The organism is Tenacibaculum sp. E3R01 (genome assembly GCF_003318185.1).
Lineage (GTDB): Bacteria > Bacteroidota > Bacteroidia > Flavobacteriales > Flavobacteriaceae > Polaribacter > Polaribacter halocynthiae.
Genome location: NZ_QOCC01000008.1, coordinates 1 through 19,627, shown reverse-complemented (window position 1 = coordinate 19,627; position 19,627 = coordinate 1). Strand labels below are relative to the sequence as shown.

Here is a 19,627-nt window from a genome sequence, read left to right as displayed (position 1 = left end):
TATAGTGTTTATGGGCAATGTACGACTTTTTATTTAATTATTAATACTGCTAACAAATGTTAAAGTTTGTTAAATTTTAGTACTATGTATTGCATAATACCTTTTAAAAGATATATATTTGCATAGTCAAGTATTATATAATTTATATTATTATGCAACATAACAACGAAAACACCAATGCTTTTTTAATACATATTTCAGCTTTTGCTGGTTATTTATTTCCTTTAGGAAGTATTATAACCCCATTAATTGTTTGGCAAACTTTAAAAGACAGAAGTACTTTTTTAGACGAACATGGTAAAGAAGCTGTAAACTTTAATATTAGTTTTGGATTATACATTTTTATACTAAGTGCCTCTTTCTTTTCTTTCTTCTTTGGAAGTTTTCTAGACATTTTCAACGGAGTAGATATTGACTTTGGAGGACATCATTCTTATGGAGGTTTTTTTGGTTTTTTAGGAATAGCCTCTTTAGTAAGTATTGTTAGTTTAATTAAAATTGCCTTAATTATTATAGCAGCAATGAAAGCAAATAAAGGAGAAATGTATAAATATCCTTTTACAATAAAATTTATTAAATAACCACTTAAACAACGCTCAATGAAGATAGAAAACACAAAAGCTCAAATGCGTAAAGGTGTGTTAGAATATTGCATACTATCTATTTTACAAAATGGAGATGCATATACCTCAGAAATTCTTTCAACCTTAAAAAGTGCAGAAATGATTGTGGTTGAGGGTACTATTTACCCGTTATTAACTAGGCTGAAAAATGCTGGATTATTAACTTACAGATGGGAAGAATCAACATCTGGACCACCAAGAAAGTATTACGTACTTACAGAAAACGGACAATTATTCTTAAAAGAATTAGATAAAACCTGGAACAATTTAGTAAACGCAGTAAACCAAGTAACAAGTACAAAATCAACTAAAAATGAATAAGACAATAAACATAAATTTAGGCGGGTTCTTCTTCCATATAGATGAAATTGCTTATCAAAAATTAAACCGTTATTTAGAAGCGATATCTCGCTCTTTAAGCGATGACCCTCAAGGAAAAGATGAGATTATAGCAGATATAGAATCACGTATTAGCGAACTTTTATCTGAAAGAATTACAGATGCGCGTCAAGTTGTAAATGAAGGTGATATAGAAGATATTATTGGTATCATGGGACAACCTGAAGATTATGCGGAAGCTGAAGAAGCATATAATGATAATACAACCTATACTAAAAGAAGAAAAAATACTTCTAAAAAATTATTTAGAGATAGTAATGACAAATTTTTAGGTGGTGTTTGTGCTGGTCTTGGTCATTTTGTTGGTATTGATGCTATATGGGTACGTTTAGCGTTCATTATATTATTAGCTAGTGGATTTTCACCTTTAGTGTATATAATATTGTGGATTTTATTACCTGAAGCAAAAACTACAGCTGAAAAATTACAAATGGAAGGCGAAGCTGTAAATATTGATAACATTGAAAAAAAAATTCGTGACGAGTTTGGAAACATATCAACAAAGCTAAAAGATGGTGCCAGTGAACTTTCTGATAAAATTTCAGGTGCTGACTATGATAAATTACGTGCTCAAACAAAATCAGGTTTTCAAGATTTTATTGACACAATGGGTAAAATTTTACTAGCTGTTTTTAAAGTTTTTGGAAAGTTCATGGGAGTTCTATTAATATTTATTGCTGGTGTTACTATTATATCATTATTGTTAGGAGTATTTTCAGTAGGAAGCTTAGAAATATTAAATTTTGATAACGACTTTATTCATTATCCTCCATTTTTTTATGACTCATCATTACCTAAATGGTTATTAGCTATTTTATTATTTATTTTAATAGGAATACCGTTTATAGTATTATTTATTTTAGGATTAAGAATTTTATCACCTAACATAAAAAAGTTAAGTACAACCGCTGTATTAACTTTACTAGGTATTTGGTTAACAGCTCTTCTAGGTGTTGGTTTTTCAGCAATAGAGTATGGTACATCAAGAGCTTATAATGGAGTAAATGTTAATAAACATAGCATAACTTATAATCAAAATGACCCTTTAAAAATTAGAGTAATAAATGACGATAACATTTATTACCAACACAATTTACGCAATAAAAATAATGGTGTGAGTGTATCTATTGATGATAAAGAAATGAAATACTCTAACGACGTAAACATCGATGTTAAAAAAAGTGAAACTGGTAGTGCATACATTGAAATTAAAAAAACTTCTGAAGGAAGAAAACGTAATAAAGCTAATAAAAATGCTGAAGAAATAGTTTATAACTTTAAATCAGCCAATAATGTAATTGTTTTTGATTCATTCTTTTTAAGTGATTACAAAAACATATGGAAAGACGAAGAAATAAAAGCTACTTTATTTATACCTGAAGGTACTACTATCTATTTTGAAGCTTCATCTCGTAATTTCTTATATCATATAGATAACATTGATAATATTTATGATAGAAACATGTCTAACCATCATTTTAAAATGACTTTAAAAGGTTTAGATTGTACAGATTGTCAAAAAGAAAATAACAGTGATAATGACTCTGAAGACAATGAAGATTGGGACTATGAAAATAATGACGATGTTAGCTTTTTATTTGACAGCACCATTAATGATCTGAAATCTGAATTTATAATAAGTAAAAACACTACTAAAAACGAACTAAAGAAACTAGTTCGTTGGTTTAAAAACAAAAAGGATATAGATATTGATATAATTAATCCGAAATATGATAAGAACGGAATGATTGAAAAGCTAATTTTAAATATTGATTGTAATGATGGATATACAGGAAACATTACAATATCTAACAATACCTTAAGAGATATACCTAAAGGGTTTCGTAGAATATACAATGAAGAAGGTACATTAGCCTTTAAAACTTGGTAACCTAAAACAACCTATTAAAGCAATAACTATGGACTCATTTTTCGATTTCTTTTTTAAAGGTAATTTTTTCATGAAGCTTTTAACTTTATTATACACCTTGTTTATTTCATGGTTTATGGGAGCTCAAACTCACGAAATCCCTAAGTACAAGCCCTCAAATATTGACTTACACAATCAAATTATAAAGATGGACGCTGCTTATTTCATTGCCTATAACAAGTGCGACATAAAAAAACAAAGTGATATATTAAGTGAAAAAATTGAATTTTTTCATGATAAAGGAGGATTATCAACTTCTAAAAAAGAAATATTAGAGTCTATCAAAAAAAACATTTGTAATAAAGTAACACGTACTTTAATTGAAGGCAGTATAGAAGTATATCCTATTAAAGATTATGGTGCAATTGAAATTGGATATCATAAGTTTTTTAATAAAAAAGAACCAAATGCTAAATCTGCTCCAAGTAAATTTGTAGCAGTTTGGAAAAAAGAAAACAATAAATGGATAATGACAAAAGTTATTAGTCTACATTAAAAATATAGTTGACACTAAAAACATTAGTTCATTTTTGCTAGCTAACGCTAAATGACACTAATACTTGGTTTTATTAGTTTACAAGCCAAAGCTGAGGAGCTTTGGCTTTTTTATTAAAAAAACTAAAATATTATGATACTTTTATTCTCATATTAAAGTGCATCCATTTAGTGGAAATATTACTTGATACTCCAGTAATAATTTTATCATAATCAATTCCCCAATCAAATAAATTTACTCTTCCTTCTAAAATTAAAAAGCTAGGATATGTTTCATTAGTATCTCGAATGCCAGAAACAAATAATTTTACTTCTTTTTCAACTCCTTTTATAGACATGATTCCATTAACCTGATACCAATCTATTCCCATTGTATAAACATTGGTAGATTTAAAAGTAATTTTATCTTTTTCATCATTTACAAATATTCCTGGTTTTTTTATTCTTTTATTTAAATCAGCACCTCCTCTACAAACTTTAAATGAATCAGGATCTAAAGCAAAAGAAAGTTTCATATTCTCAAGAGGATTACCCTGACCTTTTCGTTTAGATGTAATAACCTGTAAACTATTTATTGTACCACTAAAGGGAGTACTACAATGGCCATGTGTTACAAATAAATTCATAAAATCACCTTCAAATATTCTACTCTTTTCTCTTTTGTCAGTTTCAAACGTACTGTTAGTATATCCACTAAAAACAACAATAGCTGCTAGAGCTATTATAATCAAAAATCTTTTTTTCATTTTATTCATACTACTTAATTATTAATGTTATTACGAATATACTTTCACCTCCTATCTAAACTTGCAAATTAAATGTCAAAAAAGTGTAAAAAAATGTTCAATAGCCTATTAAATAACACTAAAAGTAACTTTATGTATTTTACTAATTTATTTTAATTTACCTGAATCTACGAATCTATAGATTATATCTATCTTCTTTTTTCATTACTTTTACTCCATGAAATGGATTTTTTCTTTTTTTTTATTTACATCTATAGTAATACAGTCTCAAAATTTACCTGAAGGTTTTTCATATGTAAAAGATATAGACCCAACCATATTACGAGAACTACGTTATTGTAACCATAATAACTTTGTTGGTATTCCTGTAAACGGTTATAATGATGATGTGTTAATTACCTCTACTCTTACCGCAAAAGCTTTAAAAAAAGTACAAGCTGAATTAACTAAAAAGGGATACAGTTTAAAAGTATTTGACGCATACAGACCACAAACTGCTGTTAACCATTTTGTTAAATGGGCAAGAGTAATCAATGACACATTAATGAAACAGCAATACTACCCAAATTTAAATAAACGCCATCTATTTAAACTTGGATATATTGCAACTAAGTCAGGTCATTCTAGAGGTAGTTCAGTTGATTTAACAATTGTAAATATTAAAACTGGGAAGGAATTAGATATGGGAAGTCCTTATGATTTTTTTGGTGTTTCATCTCATATTACCTTTCAAAAATTAACTGAAAATCAGAAAATAAATAGGTCTTTATTACAACAAAGTATGAAAAAGTTTGGCTTTAGACCTTATAAAAATGAATGGTGGCATTTTACGTTACGCAATGAACCATTTCCTAATACTTATTTTGATTTTCCTATAAAATAATAACTTTTAACGCTTTATTTAGATAAGCGTTTTAAAATCGGTATTATATTTGCTTAGATATACGCTATTATGTCATATACTATTAGATTTATTTTTTTAGCCATATTTTTCAGTATCTCTTCTTCAAGTTTTGCTCAATTAGACAATTCTACAAATGGAAAGGATAAAGGAAAATCTTCTTTAGGAAATTTTAAAGTCTCTGCTAAGAATACAAAAAAACCAAAAGTTTTAGATTTTAAAAACGACAATGGTTTTAAAACAGCTCATACAAAACAACAAAAAGATCAAAAAAGAAAACAAGCTGCTGAATCTTATAATAATAAAGGAATACTAACAAAAGCTAAAATAGCTGAAGAACAATATTTAAAGGCATTTAAAAAAATAAATGGCCAATTTCAATATCCAGTAATAGATCAAGATTTAGGTAGCTTTAGCACAAAAGCAAAAAGTGTTAATATTATTTGTAGAGATTATCAATATCCTGATGGAGATAAAGTAACTATCTATATTAATGATATCCCTGTTATTTCAAACCTTACACTAAAACAAAGCTTCCAATCGTTTAATATACCTTTGGATGAAGGTATTAATATTATAAAAATACTAGCTTTAAACCAAGGAACATCAGGTCCTAACACTGCCGCTTTTAAAATTTACAACGATTCTGGAATGTTAATTTCATCAAATGAATGGAACCTTGCTACTGGAGCTAAAGCAACAATTATTGTAGCTAAAGAAAAAGAATAAAAACTAAAGTTTTTAAACTTATTAATAGTTAAAGTAACTTTTAGCAAGAACCTTTTTTTAAATTACTAAAAACTACTACTTTTGTAGGCAGAATTTTTTACAATAAGTAAAACGAACAAACAAAATAAACAACTAATATATAATGAAAGAAATCACCAAAGAGACCTATATCAACTGGTATAGAGATATGTTATTTTGGAGAAAGTTTGAAGATAAATTGGCAGCAGTTTATATTCAACAAAAAGTAAGAGGTTTTTTACACTTATATAACGGTCAAGAGGCTGTTTTAGCAGGAGCATTGCATGCAATGGATTTAACCAAGGATAAAATGATTACTGCTTATCGTAATCACGTTCAACCAATAGGTATGGGTGAAGATCCTAAAAGAGTTATGGCTGAACTATATGGTAAAGCTACAGGTACATCTCATGGAATGGGAGGATCTATGCATATTTTCTCTAAAAAATATCGTTTTTATGGAGGTCACGGTATCGTTGGAGGTCAAATTCCTTTAGGTGCTGGACTTGCTTTTGGTGATAAATATAAAGGAAGTGATGCTGTAACACTATGTTATTTTGGTGATGGTGCAGCTCGTCAGGGTTCATTACATGAAACATTTAACATGGCAATGAACTGGAAGTTACCAGTTGTATTTATTGTTGAAAACAATGGATATGCAATGGGAACATCTGTTGAAAGAACTGCAAATCATACTGATATTTGGAAACTAGGGTTAGGGTACGAAATGCCATGTGGACCAGTTGACGGAATGAATCCTATAAAAGTTGCCGAAGCTGTAGACGAAGCTATTCAAAGAGCTCGTAGAGGAGACGGTCCTACTTTTTTAGAAATGAAAACATACCGTTATAGAGGTCATTCTATGTCTGATGCTCAACATTATCGTACTAAAGATGAAGTTGAAGAGTACAAAAAAATAGATCCTATTACTCAAGTTCTTGATATTATTAAAAAGAACGAATATGCTTCTGACGAAGAAATAGACGCTATTAAAAAAGAAGTAAAAGAATCTGTTAGTGAATGTGAGAAATTTGCTGAGGAATCTCCATATCCTGAATTGAATCAATTACATGATATGGTTTACGAACAAGAAGATTACCCTTTTATAAAATAATAAATCCAACAAAAACTCATTAAAATATGGCTACAATAATAAATATGCCTCGTTTAAGCGACACCATGGAAGAGGGTGTTGTTGCACAGTGGTTAAAAAGTGTTGGAGACAAAGTAGAAGAAGGTGATATTTTAGCTGAAATCGAAACAGATAAAGCTACAATGGAATTTGAGTCTTTCCATGAAGGAACTTTATTACACATAGGTGTTCAAGAAGGTGAAGCAACTCCAGTTGATAGCTTACTTGCTATTATTGGTGATGAAGGTGAAGATTTCTCTGCTCTATTAAGTGGTAATTCAGCTCCTGCTTCTGAAACTAAAACAGAAGAAAATTCAAAAAAAGAAACTACATCAAACACTGATACTGTTTCTATTCCTGAAAATGTAAAAGTAGTAACCATGCCTCGTTTAAGTGATACTATGACAGATGGTACGGTAGCTACTTGGTTAAAAAATGTTGGTGATAAAGTAGAAGAAGGTGATATTTTAGCTGAAATTGAAACTGATAAAGCTACAATGGAATTTGAGTCTTTTCAAGAAGGTACCTTATTACATATTGGTGTTCAAGAAGGTGATAGTGCTCCTGTTGATAGCTTATTAGCTATTATTGGTACAGAAGGAACTGATGTTTCTGCTTTATTAGAAGCAAACAAAACTGGTAATTTAACTTCTTCGAATACTTCTTCTGACAAAAAAGAAGAAGTTAAGGAAAGTACTCCCAGTGTTTCTTCAAATATTGAAACAACTCCTAAAGAGAATTCTAATAATTCTTCTTCAGGTGGGCGTCTTTTAGCATCTCCTTTAGCTAAAAAGATAGCTAAAGATAAAGGTTATAATATTGCTGATATTAAAGGTTCAGGAGAAAATGGTCGTGTCATCAAAAAAGATGTAGAAAACTATACTCCTACCTCTTCAGTTCAAGCAACTACTGTAAAAGAAACTAGTAGTTCAAGCACCACTAATACGGTAAGTAATTTTACTATTGCTGGTGAAGAAAAAACTGAAGAAATTAAGAACTCTCAAATGCGTAAAGCAATAGCAAAATCTTTAGGTAACTCTAAATTTAATGCTCCTCATTTCTATTTAAATATAGAAGTTGACATGGACAATGCTATCGCTTCAAGAAAAACAATAAATTCAGTTCCAGACACCAAAGTATCATTTAATGATATGGTTGTAAAAGCTTGTGCTATGGCTTTAAAAAAGCACCCACAAGTTAATACTAGCTGGACAGACAATACTACATTATTTCATAGTCACATACATGTAGGTGTAGCTGTTGCTGTTGATGAAGGTTTAGTTGTACCGGTTGTTAAACATACTGATGCATTAAGCTTAACACAAATTGGTGGTTCTGTTCGTGATTTAGCTGGTAAAGCTAGAAATAAAAAGATCAAGCCAAATGAAATGCAAGGAAGCACTTTTACTGTATCTAATTTAGGTATGTTTGGTATTGAAAGTTTTACTTCAATTATTAACCAACCTAATTCTGCTATTTTATCTGTAGGTGCAATTATTGAAAAACCTGTTGTTAAAAACAGTCAAATCGTTGTAGGTAACACAATGAAATTAACTTTAGCGTGTGACCACAGAACTGTTGATGGTGCTGTAGGAGCTCAGTTTTTACAAACACTAAAAACTTTTATTGAAAATCCAGTTACAATGCTTGCTTAGTTGAGTAACTAAGTTAATACTATATAAAAAACCAGAACTAAATTTAGTTCTGGTTTTTATTTTACATTAGCTCTTTAGCTTGTACAACATGTCGTTCATTATGATAAATTACAAAACGTAATGTATCACCTAACCTAAATTTTAATAATGGTAAGGTAATTGATGTTTTAATTTTAGTTAAATTTTTATCTTTCACTAACTCTAATAATACCAATAACTCTTTTTGATTTTTAATAAAATTTGAAAGAACATTTATTTTTTTAAGTTTTGAATGTATTGGATTCTTACTTTTAAAAGTCTTCATCGTTTTCATCTTTTCAGAAGGTAACATATCTAAGGCAAATTTATTACCTAAAAAACCAGATTTAAAACTATCAACTGAGGGTAAATTTGAAGATTGTATTCTTTGTTTTATTTCTCTATTATAGAATTCTGCATATAAATTTAAATGCTCTAAACATTCTAAAATTGACCAAGATGTATCGTTTACTTTTTTTTGTAATTCAATTTCAGGTTTACTTTCTAAAAAATGTGCAAATTCTATATGATTATTTGTATATTTTTTTAATTCTGTTAGTAATTCATCTACGTTAAAAACCATTATTCTATTTTTAATCAAATTTCTATTTATTATTAGACATAAATATTGATCTTAATCAAGACTTTTTAAAATTCTTGAAAGAGTTTCAGGCGTCATTCGTAAATAAGACGCTATATACTTTTGTGGAATTTCTTGAAAAACTTGAGGACTTCTTTTTATTAATCGTTCAAATCTTTTTTGCGGAGAAAAAGTTATTAAATCTATTTCTCTTTCAATCTGTTGATGTACAAAGTTTTCTAACATTTTACTCCAAACATCTTTAAACTCTTCTTTTGAATTAATTAATTGATAATATGTTTTTTTTGAAATAACTTTGAGCTCACACTTTTTAATTGCTTGAATAAAAAATGCAGTAGGTTTACCAGTTATAAAGCTATCTAATGCAGTAATAATAGAATTAGAATACCCAAATCGTATGGTATGTTCTTCTATCTCGTTATTAATAAAAACACGTAAACTCCCCTTAGTTACAAAATATAAATTAGTTTCAATTTCACCTTCGTTTACTAAAAATTCATTCCGCTTTATAGAAATCTCTTTTTCCCAATTATTTGATAATATTCCTAATAACTGCTCATAAACTCCCATAAAATATTTTTCTCGAATTTAATGATTTACAAGCTATAAAAAAAGACGGTAATTTTACCGTCTTTTGAATTTAATATATATTAAAAAATTATTTAGTCAATAACATTTTCTCAGTTATAACTTTGTTTCCTACACGTATTTTATAAATATAAATTCCCTTTTTTAAATCTGAAACATCCTTATCTAATATTTTTATTCCTTTAAAGTTTTTTTCACTAATTAAAGTTTTGATTAACTGACCCGAAAAATTGTACAACTCAATTTTAACATCAGACTCTTGATTAATTTCCATATTTATGGTAATCTCGTTTTTAACCACAGTTGGATACTTTAATTCAGAAATCTTACTCATTGACTCACATTTAGAAACAAATTCCCATTCATTAGATACTCCAGGAGTATTATTTTTTGTCCACCATTTAGCTTTGTATATGTTCATTTCAAAATATACTTTATCTCCTGTATTATAAGCTTTACTAGCAATCCAAGTAGAAACCCCACAGTTATTTGTAGTATCTCCATTACAAGGTTGAATATAATCCCATACATCAGCTACACCTGGTGTTTCTGAACTAGAAGCGTACCATTTATTTTTATAAATAGCTCCATTATACTTTACTTCTTCTCCTGCTTGTGCGTATATTTTTGATTTCCATTCTAAAACAGCATCACAAATACTACTACTAACTTTTTTCTTAATAGAAAAAGATGTTAGACTAGAAGTACTAGCTCCTTCTCCATCATTCGTTATAATTTTAAATTCATAAGTTCCAAAAGCAGCAGGTTGCCAGTTAGCTGAATAAACCCCATTATTATTCATTATTGATGTTACTGCAACATTATCTATAAAAAATTCAACAGAATTTAAAGAAACATCGTCAGTTACAGTTGCTTCAAGTACTATATTAGAAAGCGTTATTTGCTCAGTAACACTCAAATCTATAGGTGTTATCTTTGAGATTACCGGTGGAAGATTTGTTCCTGTAGTTTTTTTCTTAACTGTAAAAGTTAAAACTTTTGTAGTTGAAGTATTTTTATCATCAGTTGCAGTTGCCTTAACCAATACTTCTCCAAAACTAACAGGAATAAAACTAGCTGTATATTCATTTCCTTGTTTTGTTGCACTTATCATTTTTCCATTATACTCAAACTCAAAAGAAACTACAGTTCCATCCGAATCTGTTGCTGAAGCTTTTAAATTTATTTCAGATAATTTTTCTACTTCAAAAACCTGGTTGCTCACTGGTAATTTCCAAGTTACTATTGGTACACTATTTATTGAAGTATTATTTCCTGCTGCCTCGTTAATTGCCTTTAATATACTAGAGGATGAATTATAATCTACATCCTGAGTAAGCTCCCAAATAATGACACCTTGATGCCCAAAATTTTTAGTATATTTAATCTTTTCTCCTGCTAATTTAGGAGTATCGAAATATATATTCTTTCCATTTAAAGTAATATGTCCACTTAACTTTTTAGGATCTTTAACATCATAACTTGTTGCTGCATTGGGAAAATCTTTTACAATATCTCTATAGGGTACAAATTTCGCACCATTACCACCATTAGGCTTTTTCTCAGAAAAATCATAACCATACATTGGCACACCAATAACTAACTTAGCTTTTTTAACATCAAAACCGCCAGCATGATTCCAGGTTGGATCTGCTATTCCCATCCAATACTCTAAAGCATCTTCAGCAGCATAAATTGGATTATCCACAGATTGTCCTTGATAGGTATTCAAAGGAAGTTTATGCAAAGATGAATGAGGTCCAATTGGTGATTTATCCCATGAACCAGTAAAATCATAGGTCATCAAACCAATCCAATCCATGTAATCTGCCATTTTTGCATCATAATTATTCCCATACCAAGAAGTTCCAAATACTGCAGCAGTTATTAGTTTATTAGGCATTTTTTCTCTCAATTTCTTACTCAAATTAGTTAAACCAATTGCAGCATTATGAGGACCTTTATCTCCATCTCCCCACTTACTTCCTCTTACTCTTCCTCCTTGGTCAGAAGTACCAGAAATTGTAGGGTCTGCCCACCAACACTCTAAATCTAAATCAATTCCATCTAATTGACGCTCATTAATATAATTTACCAAAAGTGTTGCTATTTCTTCTAGTTTTTGATCATTATTATAATATTTAGACATTAACCACAAAAATGCATAATCTGTTGCTCCTCCTAAAGCTACTGATACTTTTACATTTTTAGCTTTTGCTTTAGCTAATACATTACAGTCTGTTAATACCGAATCAACTTTCTTTAACTGAAACTCATCTAAAGCTATAGATCCAAAATCGTTACTATTATAGTTATTGTTGTTTCTTTTAAACATTAAAAAAGACACATTAATATTAGTTACAACTTCTGGATTAAAATTATTCTTAATATCATAATCAGGAATCCATGTAGGTAAATACCCTATGATACGTTGTTTTCCAGAATAATTTGGCCCCAAACCTCCATCTCCACATCCACCATCACGTTGCCATGAAGCATGTCCTGGTTTTGCTGAAGTATAATATTTAGCAGTATAATTAATTCCATCTAAAGAAACTTGTTCTCCTTTTTTATAATGATCTTTAGCTGCATCCCAATCTGGACTACAAGCAGGGAATTGATATTGAGCCTGTAACAATACGCTCAAAAATAAAAGTTTAATCAATACAAATGTTTTTTTCATGACTTGATGTTTTAGTTGTTAGTTAGTTGTTTATTTTTTTATATAAGAAAAGACTGATACGCTGAGAGAGCGAATCAGCCATGTATATTACTTTTTAAGTATCTTTTTGGTTTTAACCTCCCCATCTACATATGTCTTGTAGATATAAATTCCTTTTTTTAGGTTCTTTATACTTTTTCTAAAAAAGTTAGTTCCTTTATGAAGTTTTACATCTATTATCGTTTCTATTTTTCTACCAGAAAAATCAAATAAATCAATTTTAACGTATGATGTTTTTTCTAATTCTACAGTTACTTTTATTTCTTCAGAAACAATATTAGCATATAACTTTAAGAATGAAATTTCCGATTTTGGTGAAGAGCAAGGTTCAATAACTTTCCATTCGTTAGATGTTGTTGGAATATTATTTTTTGTCCACCATTTTGCTTCAAAAATGGTACCTTCATAATACACTTTATTACCTGTATTATAAACTTTACTAGAAACCCATGCTGGTGAACCACAATAATCATCACCACTTCCATTACAGGATTGAATATAACTCCATACATCTGACTCTCCAGGTACTTCTGCACTAGAAGCATACCATTTATTTTTATAAATAGCCCCATTATAAACAACTTCTACTCCAGCTTGAGAGTATATCTTAGAAACCCAGCTAGGAGTAGTTTCACAAACTGTTCCAGTAGTTTTCTTTTTTACAATAAATGAAGAATTAGCAGTAATACTTTTCCCTTCATCATCTATAGCTATTATTTTAAACGCTACATTACCATAAACTGAAGGTATCCAAGAAGCTGAATATATAGTTGGTTTAGTTGATGTTACGGTAACTTCTTTTTCATTCAATAAAAATTTAACTGAACTTACAGAACTATTATCTTCTACCTTAGCTTTTAAATTTATAACTGAAAGATTTTCTTGTTCAATAACCGAAGCATTGACTGGAGTAATTTCTGATATAACTGGTGATGTATTTTGTCCAATTTCTTTAATAATAAATACTATTTCTTTACTAGTTGTTTTGTCACTATTATCAGTTGCGACAGCTTTTAAAGTTACCGCACCAAATGCTAATGGTGTAAATGTAGCTGTATACTCATTACCTACTTTTGTAGCTGTAATTGTTTTAGCATTATGCAGAAAAGAAAAAGATTGTATAACCCCATCACTATCGGTTGCTGTAGCCTTTAAACTTATTTCTTCAAAAGTTTTCATTTCTATTACTTGATTTTCAACCGGAGTATTCCAAATAACAATAGGTGCAGTTCCTTGATTTGCTCCACACTCTTTAATTTTTTCCCAAACTCCATTTTTATGTGGCTCTAAGCCATTTGCTGCATACCATTTATTTCTATAAATGGTAGTATTATATTTGACATAATTATTGGGTTTATCATAAATTTTAGTGGATCTCCATTCTGGGATATCAGTACAATCCAAATTAATCCCATCCCAAATAACTATATTTATTGAAGTTGAAATTGTTTTCCCATCTTTAAAAACAGCTTCTGTTGTAAGCACATGTGTTCCATAAGAGCTCGGTAACCAAGAAAAAGATGTACCTACAAATGTTTCTGTTCCTACTTTTGTGGTTATAGTTTCTAATACTGATTTTTTTTCGTCAACATCTAAACTTATAGGTATGGAAGCAAATGTTTCTTGTTTTATAATTTGATTATTAATTGGAGTAATGAATACTACAGCTGGTTTTTGCGCACAAGGTTCTGCGGTTAAATCTGAAGCATCTCCTCCATACTTACTCATATCTTTACATCCACAGTCAGACAAATCATTAACACCATCCATATCTGTTCCAATATTATAAACTTGTGCATAACGTTCATAATAACCTATTCTATCAACCACCTGTGGTTTTTCAGTTCCTTGTCCACATTCAACACCTCCATTAATAATATTAACTGTCATCCCTAAACCTGGAACTCTATTTTTAGTTTTATCTAAATCATTTGGTATCCAATTATTAGTCATAACATCATGTGCTGAAGGCTTTGGGTATTGAGGTGTCATCCAAAACCAAATTGCTGTTTGAAATGCTAACGCAGCATCCTCTATTACTTTTTCTGGATTATCCAATAAAACTTGCTTGTCTCCAAAAATAAACTCACTTGCTGGTCCATAATTATAATTATAAGATAATTGAATTGGTCCTCTACCTTTATAAGATTTCCCTGGAGTTGGTGGATAATTAGTATCTGGAGATGCATAAGAAGCATTTGTTGGTTCTTCTCTAAAATGAAGTCCCCAAGAAAACCTTCCTCCTGGAGCTGTTGCCCAACCACCTGTTGTTTCATGGGAAATGTTAGCAAAAAAGGCAATTAACTCACGTTTTCTTTCCTCAGTACTTCCCTCTTCTAAAAAAGATCCATAATCTACTTCCTTAATAATAATTTCTTTATCTACATTTCTTGGTTCATCAAAATCTACATCTTTTCTAATAACCACAGAAGCACCAGTAACTTTATCGATACGAGTTATTTTATAAGAATTTGTACCACAACGTCTATCAAAAACCACTTTAATTTTAGACATTCTGTTTATAGCTTCAATAAAAGATTCATAGGTATAAAAATCATCTTTAGGATCAAGAACCCATTCACCACCACCAATATCTTTAGAACCAAAACGGTAGGGAAATAAAGTATTCCAAAGTTCTTTTGATATTAAAGGGTGATTACTTATTTCAGTAGTATACTCATTTACACAAGACTTCCGTGTTTTTTTAGATAAGTAATTGGAGTTTTTTTCAGAATTAGCGTACACCAAGGTAGATGTAACAAAGATAAATAGCACCAGAAGTGCTTTAACTTTTTGTTTCATTTTTAGAATTTTGAAGGGTTAAAATTGTTTGTTTATGTAATATTTTAAAAAATTATATTAGTTTTTTATGCATACTTTTTTAACTTATTACAACATTAAAACAAATACTAGTTTCTCTTTTGACAAATATTATTAGACAAAAAACAAGATATCATCTATAGATAACCAAAAAACAACTAAATAAACCACTTCATTTATGAACTAATCAAAATAACTTAAATTGATTAGTTAACTTTTTATCAAACCTATTAAAATCTAAAGGAACTAATCCAATACCTTTTAAATATAATTTTCTTGCTATTTTAAATTGCATATTAATTTGCTCTGCTATTTTACCCTCCCCTTTCATTCTACTACCATAATGAGAATCATTTAAAGATCCATTATGACAATCTTTAATTTGATTAATTATTTTATTCCCTCTATCTGGGTAAGCTTTCATTAACCAATTCGTAAATATTTCTCCAACAGCTCCATTTAAACGAACAATTGTATAGCCAACAGACCTAGCACCTAATTCACTTACTTTTTTTACTAATGGTATAATTTCATGGCTATTTATAGCAGGAATAATGGAAGCCATCATTACATTTATTGGAATATTATTATCAGACAATTTTTTAACTGTTGCTAATCTTTTCTTAATAGAAGCTGTTCTTGGCTCTACAACTCTTCTCGTTTCATCAGATAAGGATGTTATTGAAATACTTACATGAACCAAATTCATTGCTGCCATTTGTTTTAAAATATCCATATCTCTTAAAATTAATGAGTTTTTAGTAATAATACTAACTGGGTGCTTTAATTTCAGTAATACTTTCAGCATTTCTCTTGTTATCTCTAATTTTCTTTCTATTGGTTGGTAGCAATCTGTATTTCCTGATAACATTATATTTTGAGCTTTCCAATTTTTGCTTCTTAACTTTTTTTCTAATAATTCTGCAGCATTTGCTTTATATAAAATTTTCCTTTCAAAATCTAAACCAGCTGAATACCCCCAATATTCATGAGTATTCCTAGCATAACAATAAATACATCCATGCTCACAACCTTGATATGGGTTCATTGAATAAGAAAACCCTGTATCTGGGCTTGTTACTTTATTTAGAATAGTTTTAGAATGCACCTCTAGGTAGGAAGTTGAATTAGTTTCATGCTTTTCATTTTCTATTTCACAATAATTAAGAAAATCATCCAGTACTTCATATTCATGAATAGAAAATTTATTATGTGAATTATGTTGTGCTCCTCTACCTTTTATATACTTCATATAAATATTTAAATAACTTTTTTAACTCATTGTTTAATTGTGTGAAAAGACATAAAAACAAAACATATTAAAGAATAAAAAATGTAATATTACAAAAAAAAGAGAGGGTAAAATAAAAAAGAGAGCTGTAAATAGCTCTCTTTTATAATATTTATATGAAAATACTTAAATAATCTTTCTTGTCTTGTTAAGCAGCCAAAAATCGGCTAAGACCATCGCAGTTAAAGCTTCTACAATAGGTACAGCTCTTGGCACAACACATGGATCATGTCTTCCTTTACCATGTATTTCTGTGGCTTCTCCATCGGAATTAATAGTCGCTTGATTTTGCATGATAGTAGCTACAGGTTTAAAAGCTACTCTAAAATAAATGTCCATTCCATTAGATATACCTCCTTGGATTCCACCTGATAGATTTGATTGTGTGGTTCCATCTACATTAAAAACATCATTGTGTTCAGAACCTTGCATCTTTGCTCCACAAAAACCACTACCAAACTCAAATCCTTTTACTGCATTAATAGAAAGCATTGCTTTCCCTAACTCTGCATGTAACTTATGAAAAATTGGTTCACCTAAACCTACAGGAATATTTTGAGCTACACATGTTATTGTACCTCCAATTGTATCTCCTTGCTTTCTTATTTCATGAATTTTCTCAATCATTTTTTCAGCAGAAGGTTCATCTGGACAACGAACTATATTACTTTCAGTTTTCGAAAAATCAAGTTCTTGATAAGGTTTAACCATAAAGATATCTCCTACAGAAGATGTAAACGCATTAATATCAATATGTGCTATTAATTGTTTAGCTAATGCACCTGCTACAACCCAATTCGCTGTTTCTCTTGCAGAAGTTCTTCCTCCTCCTCTATAATCTCTAACTCCATACTTCTTATCATACGTATAATCAGCATGAGAAGGACGATATACATTTGTATTATGATTGTAATCTTTACTTTTTTGGTTTGTATTTTTAATTACAAAACCAATAGAAGCACCTGTTGTAAGTCCTTCAAAAACACCAGATAAAAATTCAACAGTATCTGGTTCTTTACGTTGAGTTACAATTTTAGACTGTCCTGGCTTCCGTCTATCCAATTCATTTTGAATAGCTTGAAAATCTACTTTTACTCCAGCAGGAAAACCATCGATTATTCCCCCTATAGCAGTACCATGTGACTCCCCAAAAGTGGTTAACTTTAAAATATTTCCAAATGAATTAAACATGCTTTAATAATTTAAAGAACGAAAGTAAAATTATTTATTAATATAGCACTAATTAAACAACAATAATTGTCTTCATTTATCCAACATAATACCTTTCATAAAACAATATGAGCTCGCTTTATTAATGTTAAAAAGCATTCTATATTTTTTTAAAAAAAAGTTTTTAAAAAAAACACGCAGAACTATCTAATAATAAGACAATTAAAAAAAACAAGTAAAAAAAAGGCTTTTACAACCTAAAAAAGTAGTCAAAAAGTTTTTGAGAATTAAAAAAAGGTTCTATATTTGCACCCGCATTCAGGGAATACTGAGTGAGTCATTAAGGAGAAATGGCAGAGTGGTCGAATGCGGCGGTCTTGAAAACCGTTGTCTGTAACAGGACCGGGGGTTCGAATCCCTCTTTCTCCGCAAGTCCGAAGCGAAAGCTTCGGATTTTTTTTAGGGGATTAAAGAAAAAAGCTTGCACGTGCAAGCTTTTTTATGGTCTACATTTTTCTTTCTTAGTCAAAATTTCAATTATAACTGTTTTCTTAATTTACCATATTTAGTGATTGTGTATTAAATTGATTATCTATTTAATACTAATACTCAAAATTTACTGGTTTAAAAAGAGATTGTTCTACAATAGATAATATATAAAAATGAATAAACTATATAGTACTCTAATTAATCACTCCTATAAACACAACAATTATAGCATCTAAAGACAGCTTTAAACAACTTAATAGAATTGCTTAAGGGTATTTAGAAATACATCATAAAAATTGAAATTACTCAACTCTTATAATGTTTACATAAAAGATCACTTATTACTAAGTAATCTTTTATCTCTCTCCTTAGAGTATAGCTATGTCATTACACCAATTCTAAAGCTATATCAATTAGGAAAGCAATTAAAATATAGTTATTTCAATAAAATAGGTACTATTAAAAAGAATGTTTATGGAAAAAAATTAACATTATTTCTTCAACCATAAAAAATTAAAGATACTTGATGTATATACTAACCTATTTTTTTTAATAAAGGCAATTATAATTAATTCTATTGAAGAAAATATTGAAAAATTATAACATAGACTTGCGAAACCATGTGTAGAATTAGTACATAACTCAATAAAATACAAAGCTAGTATTCCTAACCATATATTTGATAGTAACGTTTTTGTTACGCAGAAACTTTTATACTTTATAAAATAAACTATTAAAGTAAATAACTTTATAAATAATAGCAATGAAATGGGGGAAAATATACTAAAATTTATTCCTTGGAAAGGAAAGATAGACACACAAATAACTAACCAACTTAAGTAGTAAGATAATGCATTCTTGAAATCATTTGGATAGCTATTAACATTTAAATCGAATATTAAAAGGCTTAATATTAATAAACCTGTAATTAAGTCATAATAATTGTTAGGCAGTTTAAAGCGATAAGCTAATACAATAACTATAGATAAAGTTGCTCTAAATAGTATTTTTTTCATTTTTTTTTACAAATGTACAAATATGCATAGCGAAATATAAAACTTCATAAATTAAATAAATGTCTAAATCCTGTAGTTTATAATTCTTTAATTTAATGATAATAAAATAGCTATATAAGCGAAGGCATAGGTGAAACTCTAACGATCTAAAGTGAAAAAAAGTATTGAAATAGTGTTTACTTAGGTTTTAATAAAGAAGTATAGTTTGGCACAAAAAAAACCGTTCTTTATCTTACTAAAGAACGGTTTAAAAGAAAGGCAACGACCTACTCTCCCACCTGTGG

General features: G+C 29.3%; 16 protein-coding genes and 1 tRNA gene. 9 read left to right on the top strand and 8 right to left on the bottom strand.

The window, feature by feature from the left end; translation table 11 throughout:
- Positions 1–152: 152 nt before the first annotated feature.
- From DS884_RS00895 to DS884_RS00880, 4 genes are all read left to right on the top strand, one after another.
- Positions 153–581 carry a DUF4870 domain-containing protein gene (locus DS884_RS00895; protein WP_093868720.1) on the top strand — a complete coding sequence of 143 codons (429 nt, stop codon included), beginning with the start codon at positions 153–155 and terminating at the stop codon, positions 579–581.
- Between the two features lie 18 nt (positions 582–599).
- Positions 600–944 carry a PadR family transcriptional regulator gene (locus DS884_RS00890; protein WP_093868721.1) on the top strand — a complete coding sequence of 115 codons (345 nt, stop codon included), beginning with the start codon at positions 600–602 and terminating at the stop codon, positions 942–944.
- Complete coding sequence (locus tag DS884_RS00885) at positions 937–2,913, top strand: PspC domain-containing protein (RefSeq protein ID WP_113785418.1); 1,977 nt, start codon at positions 937–939, stop codon at positions 2,911–2,913. The genes DS884_RS00890 and DS884_RS00885 overlap by 8 nt, the downstream gene beginning before the upstream one ends.
- Before the next feature lie 70 nt (positions 2,914–2,983).
- Positions 2,984–3,448, top strand: coding sequence for a nuclear transport factor 2 family protein (locus DS884_RS00880; protein WP_233487086.1), 465 nt, complete (start codon positions 2,984–2,986; stop codon positions 3,446–3,448).
- A gap of 130 nt (positions 3,449–3,578) precedes the next feature.
- Here the strand turns inward: DS884_RS00880 and DS884_RS00875 are convergent, their stop codons facing one another.
- The gene (locus DS884_RS00875; protein ID WP_158530805.1) at positions 3,579–4,193 is read right to left on the bottom strand and encodes a YceI family protein; all 615 of its coding nucleotides are present in this window, start codon (positions 4,191–4,193) and stop codon (positions 3,579–3,581) included.
- 217 nt (positions 4,194–4,410) lie between these two features.
- On the opposite strand from DS884_RS00875, the gene DS884_RS00870 reads away from it, so the two are divergent.
- From DS884_RS00870 to DS884_RS00855, 4 genes are all read left to right on the top strand, one after another.
- On the top strand, positions 4,411–5,076 hold the full coding sequence (locus DS884_RS00870; RefSeq protein ID WP_113785416.1) for a M15 family metallopeptidase: 666 nt from the start codon (positions 4,411–4,413) through the stop codon (positions 5,074–5,076).
- A gap of 69 nt (positions 5,077–5,145) precedes the next feature.
- A complete protein-coding gene (locus DS884_RS00865) occupies positions 5,146–5,823 on the top strand; it encodes a hypothetical protein (RefSeq protein ID WP_113785415.1) in 678 nt (225 codons plus the stop codon).
- 142 nt (positions 5,824–5,965) lie between these two features.
- Entirely contained in the window at positions 5,966–6,955 is a 990-nt protein-coding gene (gene pdhA / locus DS884_RS00860; protein WP_093868726.1) for a pyruvate dehydrogenase (acetyl-transferring) E1 component subunit alpha, read from the top strand.
- A 26-nt stretch (positions 6,956–6,981) separates the two neighbouring features.
- The gene (locus DS884_RS00855; protein WP_113785414.1) at positions 6,982–8,628 is read left to right on the top strand and encodes a pyruvate dehydrogenase complex dihydrolipoamide acetyltransferase; all 1,647 of its coding nucleotides are present in this window, start codon (positions 6,982–6,984) and stop codon (positions 8,626–8,628) included.
- Between the two features lie 61 nt (positions 8,629–8,689).
- Here DS884_RS00855 and DS884_RS00850 read toward each other — a convergent pair whose 3' ends face one another.
- The 6 genes from DS884_RS00850 to aroC form a co-directional block, all read right to left on the bottom strand.
- Positions 8,690–9,229 (bottom strand): DinB family protein, encoded by a 540-nt coding sequence (locus DS884_RS00850; protein WP_113785413.1) that lies wholly within the window; start codon positions 9,227–9,229, stop codon positions 8,690–8,692.
- Positions 9,230–9,280: 51 nt separating this feature from the next.
- Positions 9,281–9,817, bottom strand: a complete 537-nt coding sequence (locus DS884_RS00845) for a Crp/Fnr family transcriptional regulator (protein WP_113785412.1) — start codon at positions 9,815–9,817, stop codon at positions 9,281–9,283.
- Positions 9,818–9,905: 88 nt separating this feature from the next.
- Positions 9,906–12,518 (bottom strand): glycosyl hydrolase family 18 protein, encoded by a 2,613-nt coding sequence (locus DS884_RS00840; protein WP_113785411.1) that lies wholly within the window; start codon positions 12,516–12,518, stop codon positions 9,906–9,908.
- A gap of 87 nt (positions 12,519–12,605) precedes the next feature.
- Positions 12,606–15,359 carry a glycoside hydrolase family 19 protein gene (locus tag DS884_RS18360; RefSeq protein WP_158530804.1) on the bottom strand — a complete coding sequence of 918 codons (2,754 nt, stop codon included), beginning with the start codon at positions 15,357–15,359 and terminating at the stop codon, positions 12,606–12,608.
- Positions 15,360–15,564: 205 nt separating this feature from the next.
- Entirely contained in the window at positions 15,565–16,629 is a 1,065-nt protein-coding gene (locus DS884_RS00825) for a PA0069 family radical SAM protein (RefSeq protein ID WP_113785410.1), read from the bottom strand.
- Positions 16,630–16,794: 165 nt separating this feature from the next.
- The gene (aroC, locus tag DS884_RS00820) at positions 16,795–17,859 is read right to left on the bottom strand and encodes a chorismate synthase (protein ID WP_113785409.1); all 1,065 of its coding nucleotides are present in this window, start codon (positions 17,857–17,859) and stop codon (positions 16,795–16,797) included.
- A 323-nt stretch (positions 17,860–18,182) separates the two neighbouring features.
- Between aroC and DS884_RS00815 the strand changes: the two genes are divergently transcribed.
- Positions 18,183–18,267, top strand: a tRNA-Ser gene (locus DS884_RS00815).
- A 551-nt stretch (positions 18,268–18,818) separates the two neighbouring features.
- Here DS884_RS00815 and DS884_RS00810 read toward each other — a convergent pair.
- The gene (locus DS884_RS00810; RefSeq protein ID WP_113785408.1) at positions 18,819–19,343 is read right to left on the bottom strand and encodes a hypothetical protein; all 525 of its coding nucleotides are present in this window, start codon (positions 19,341–19,343) and stop codon (positions 18,819–18,821) included.
- Between the last annotated feature and the right edge of the window lie 284 nt (positions 19,344–19,627).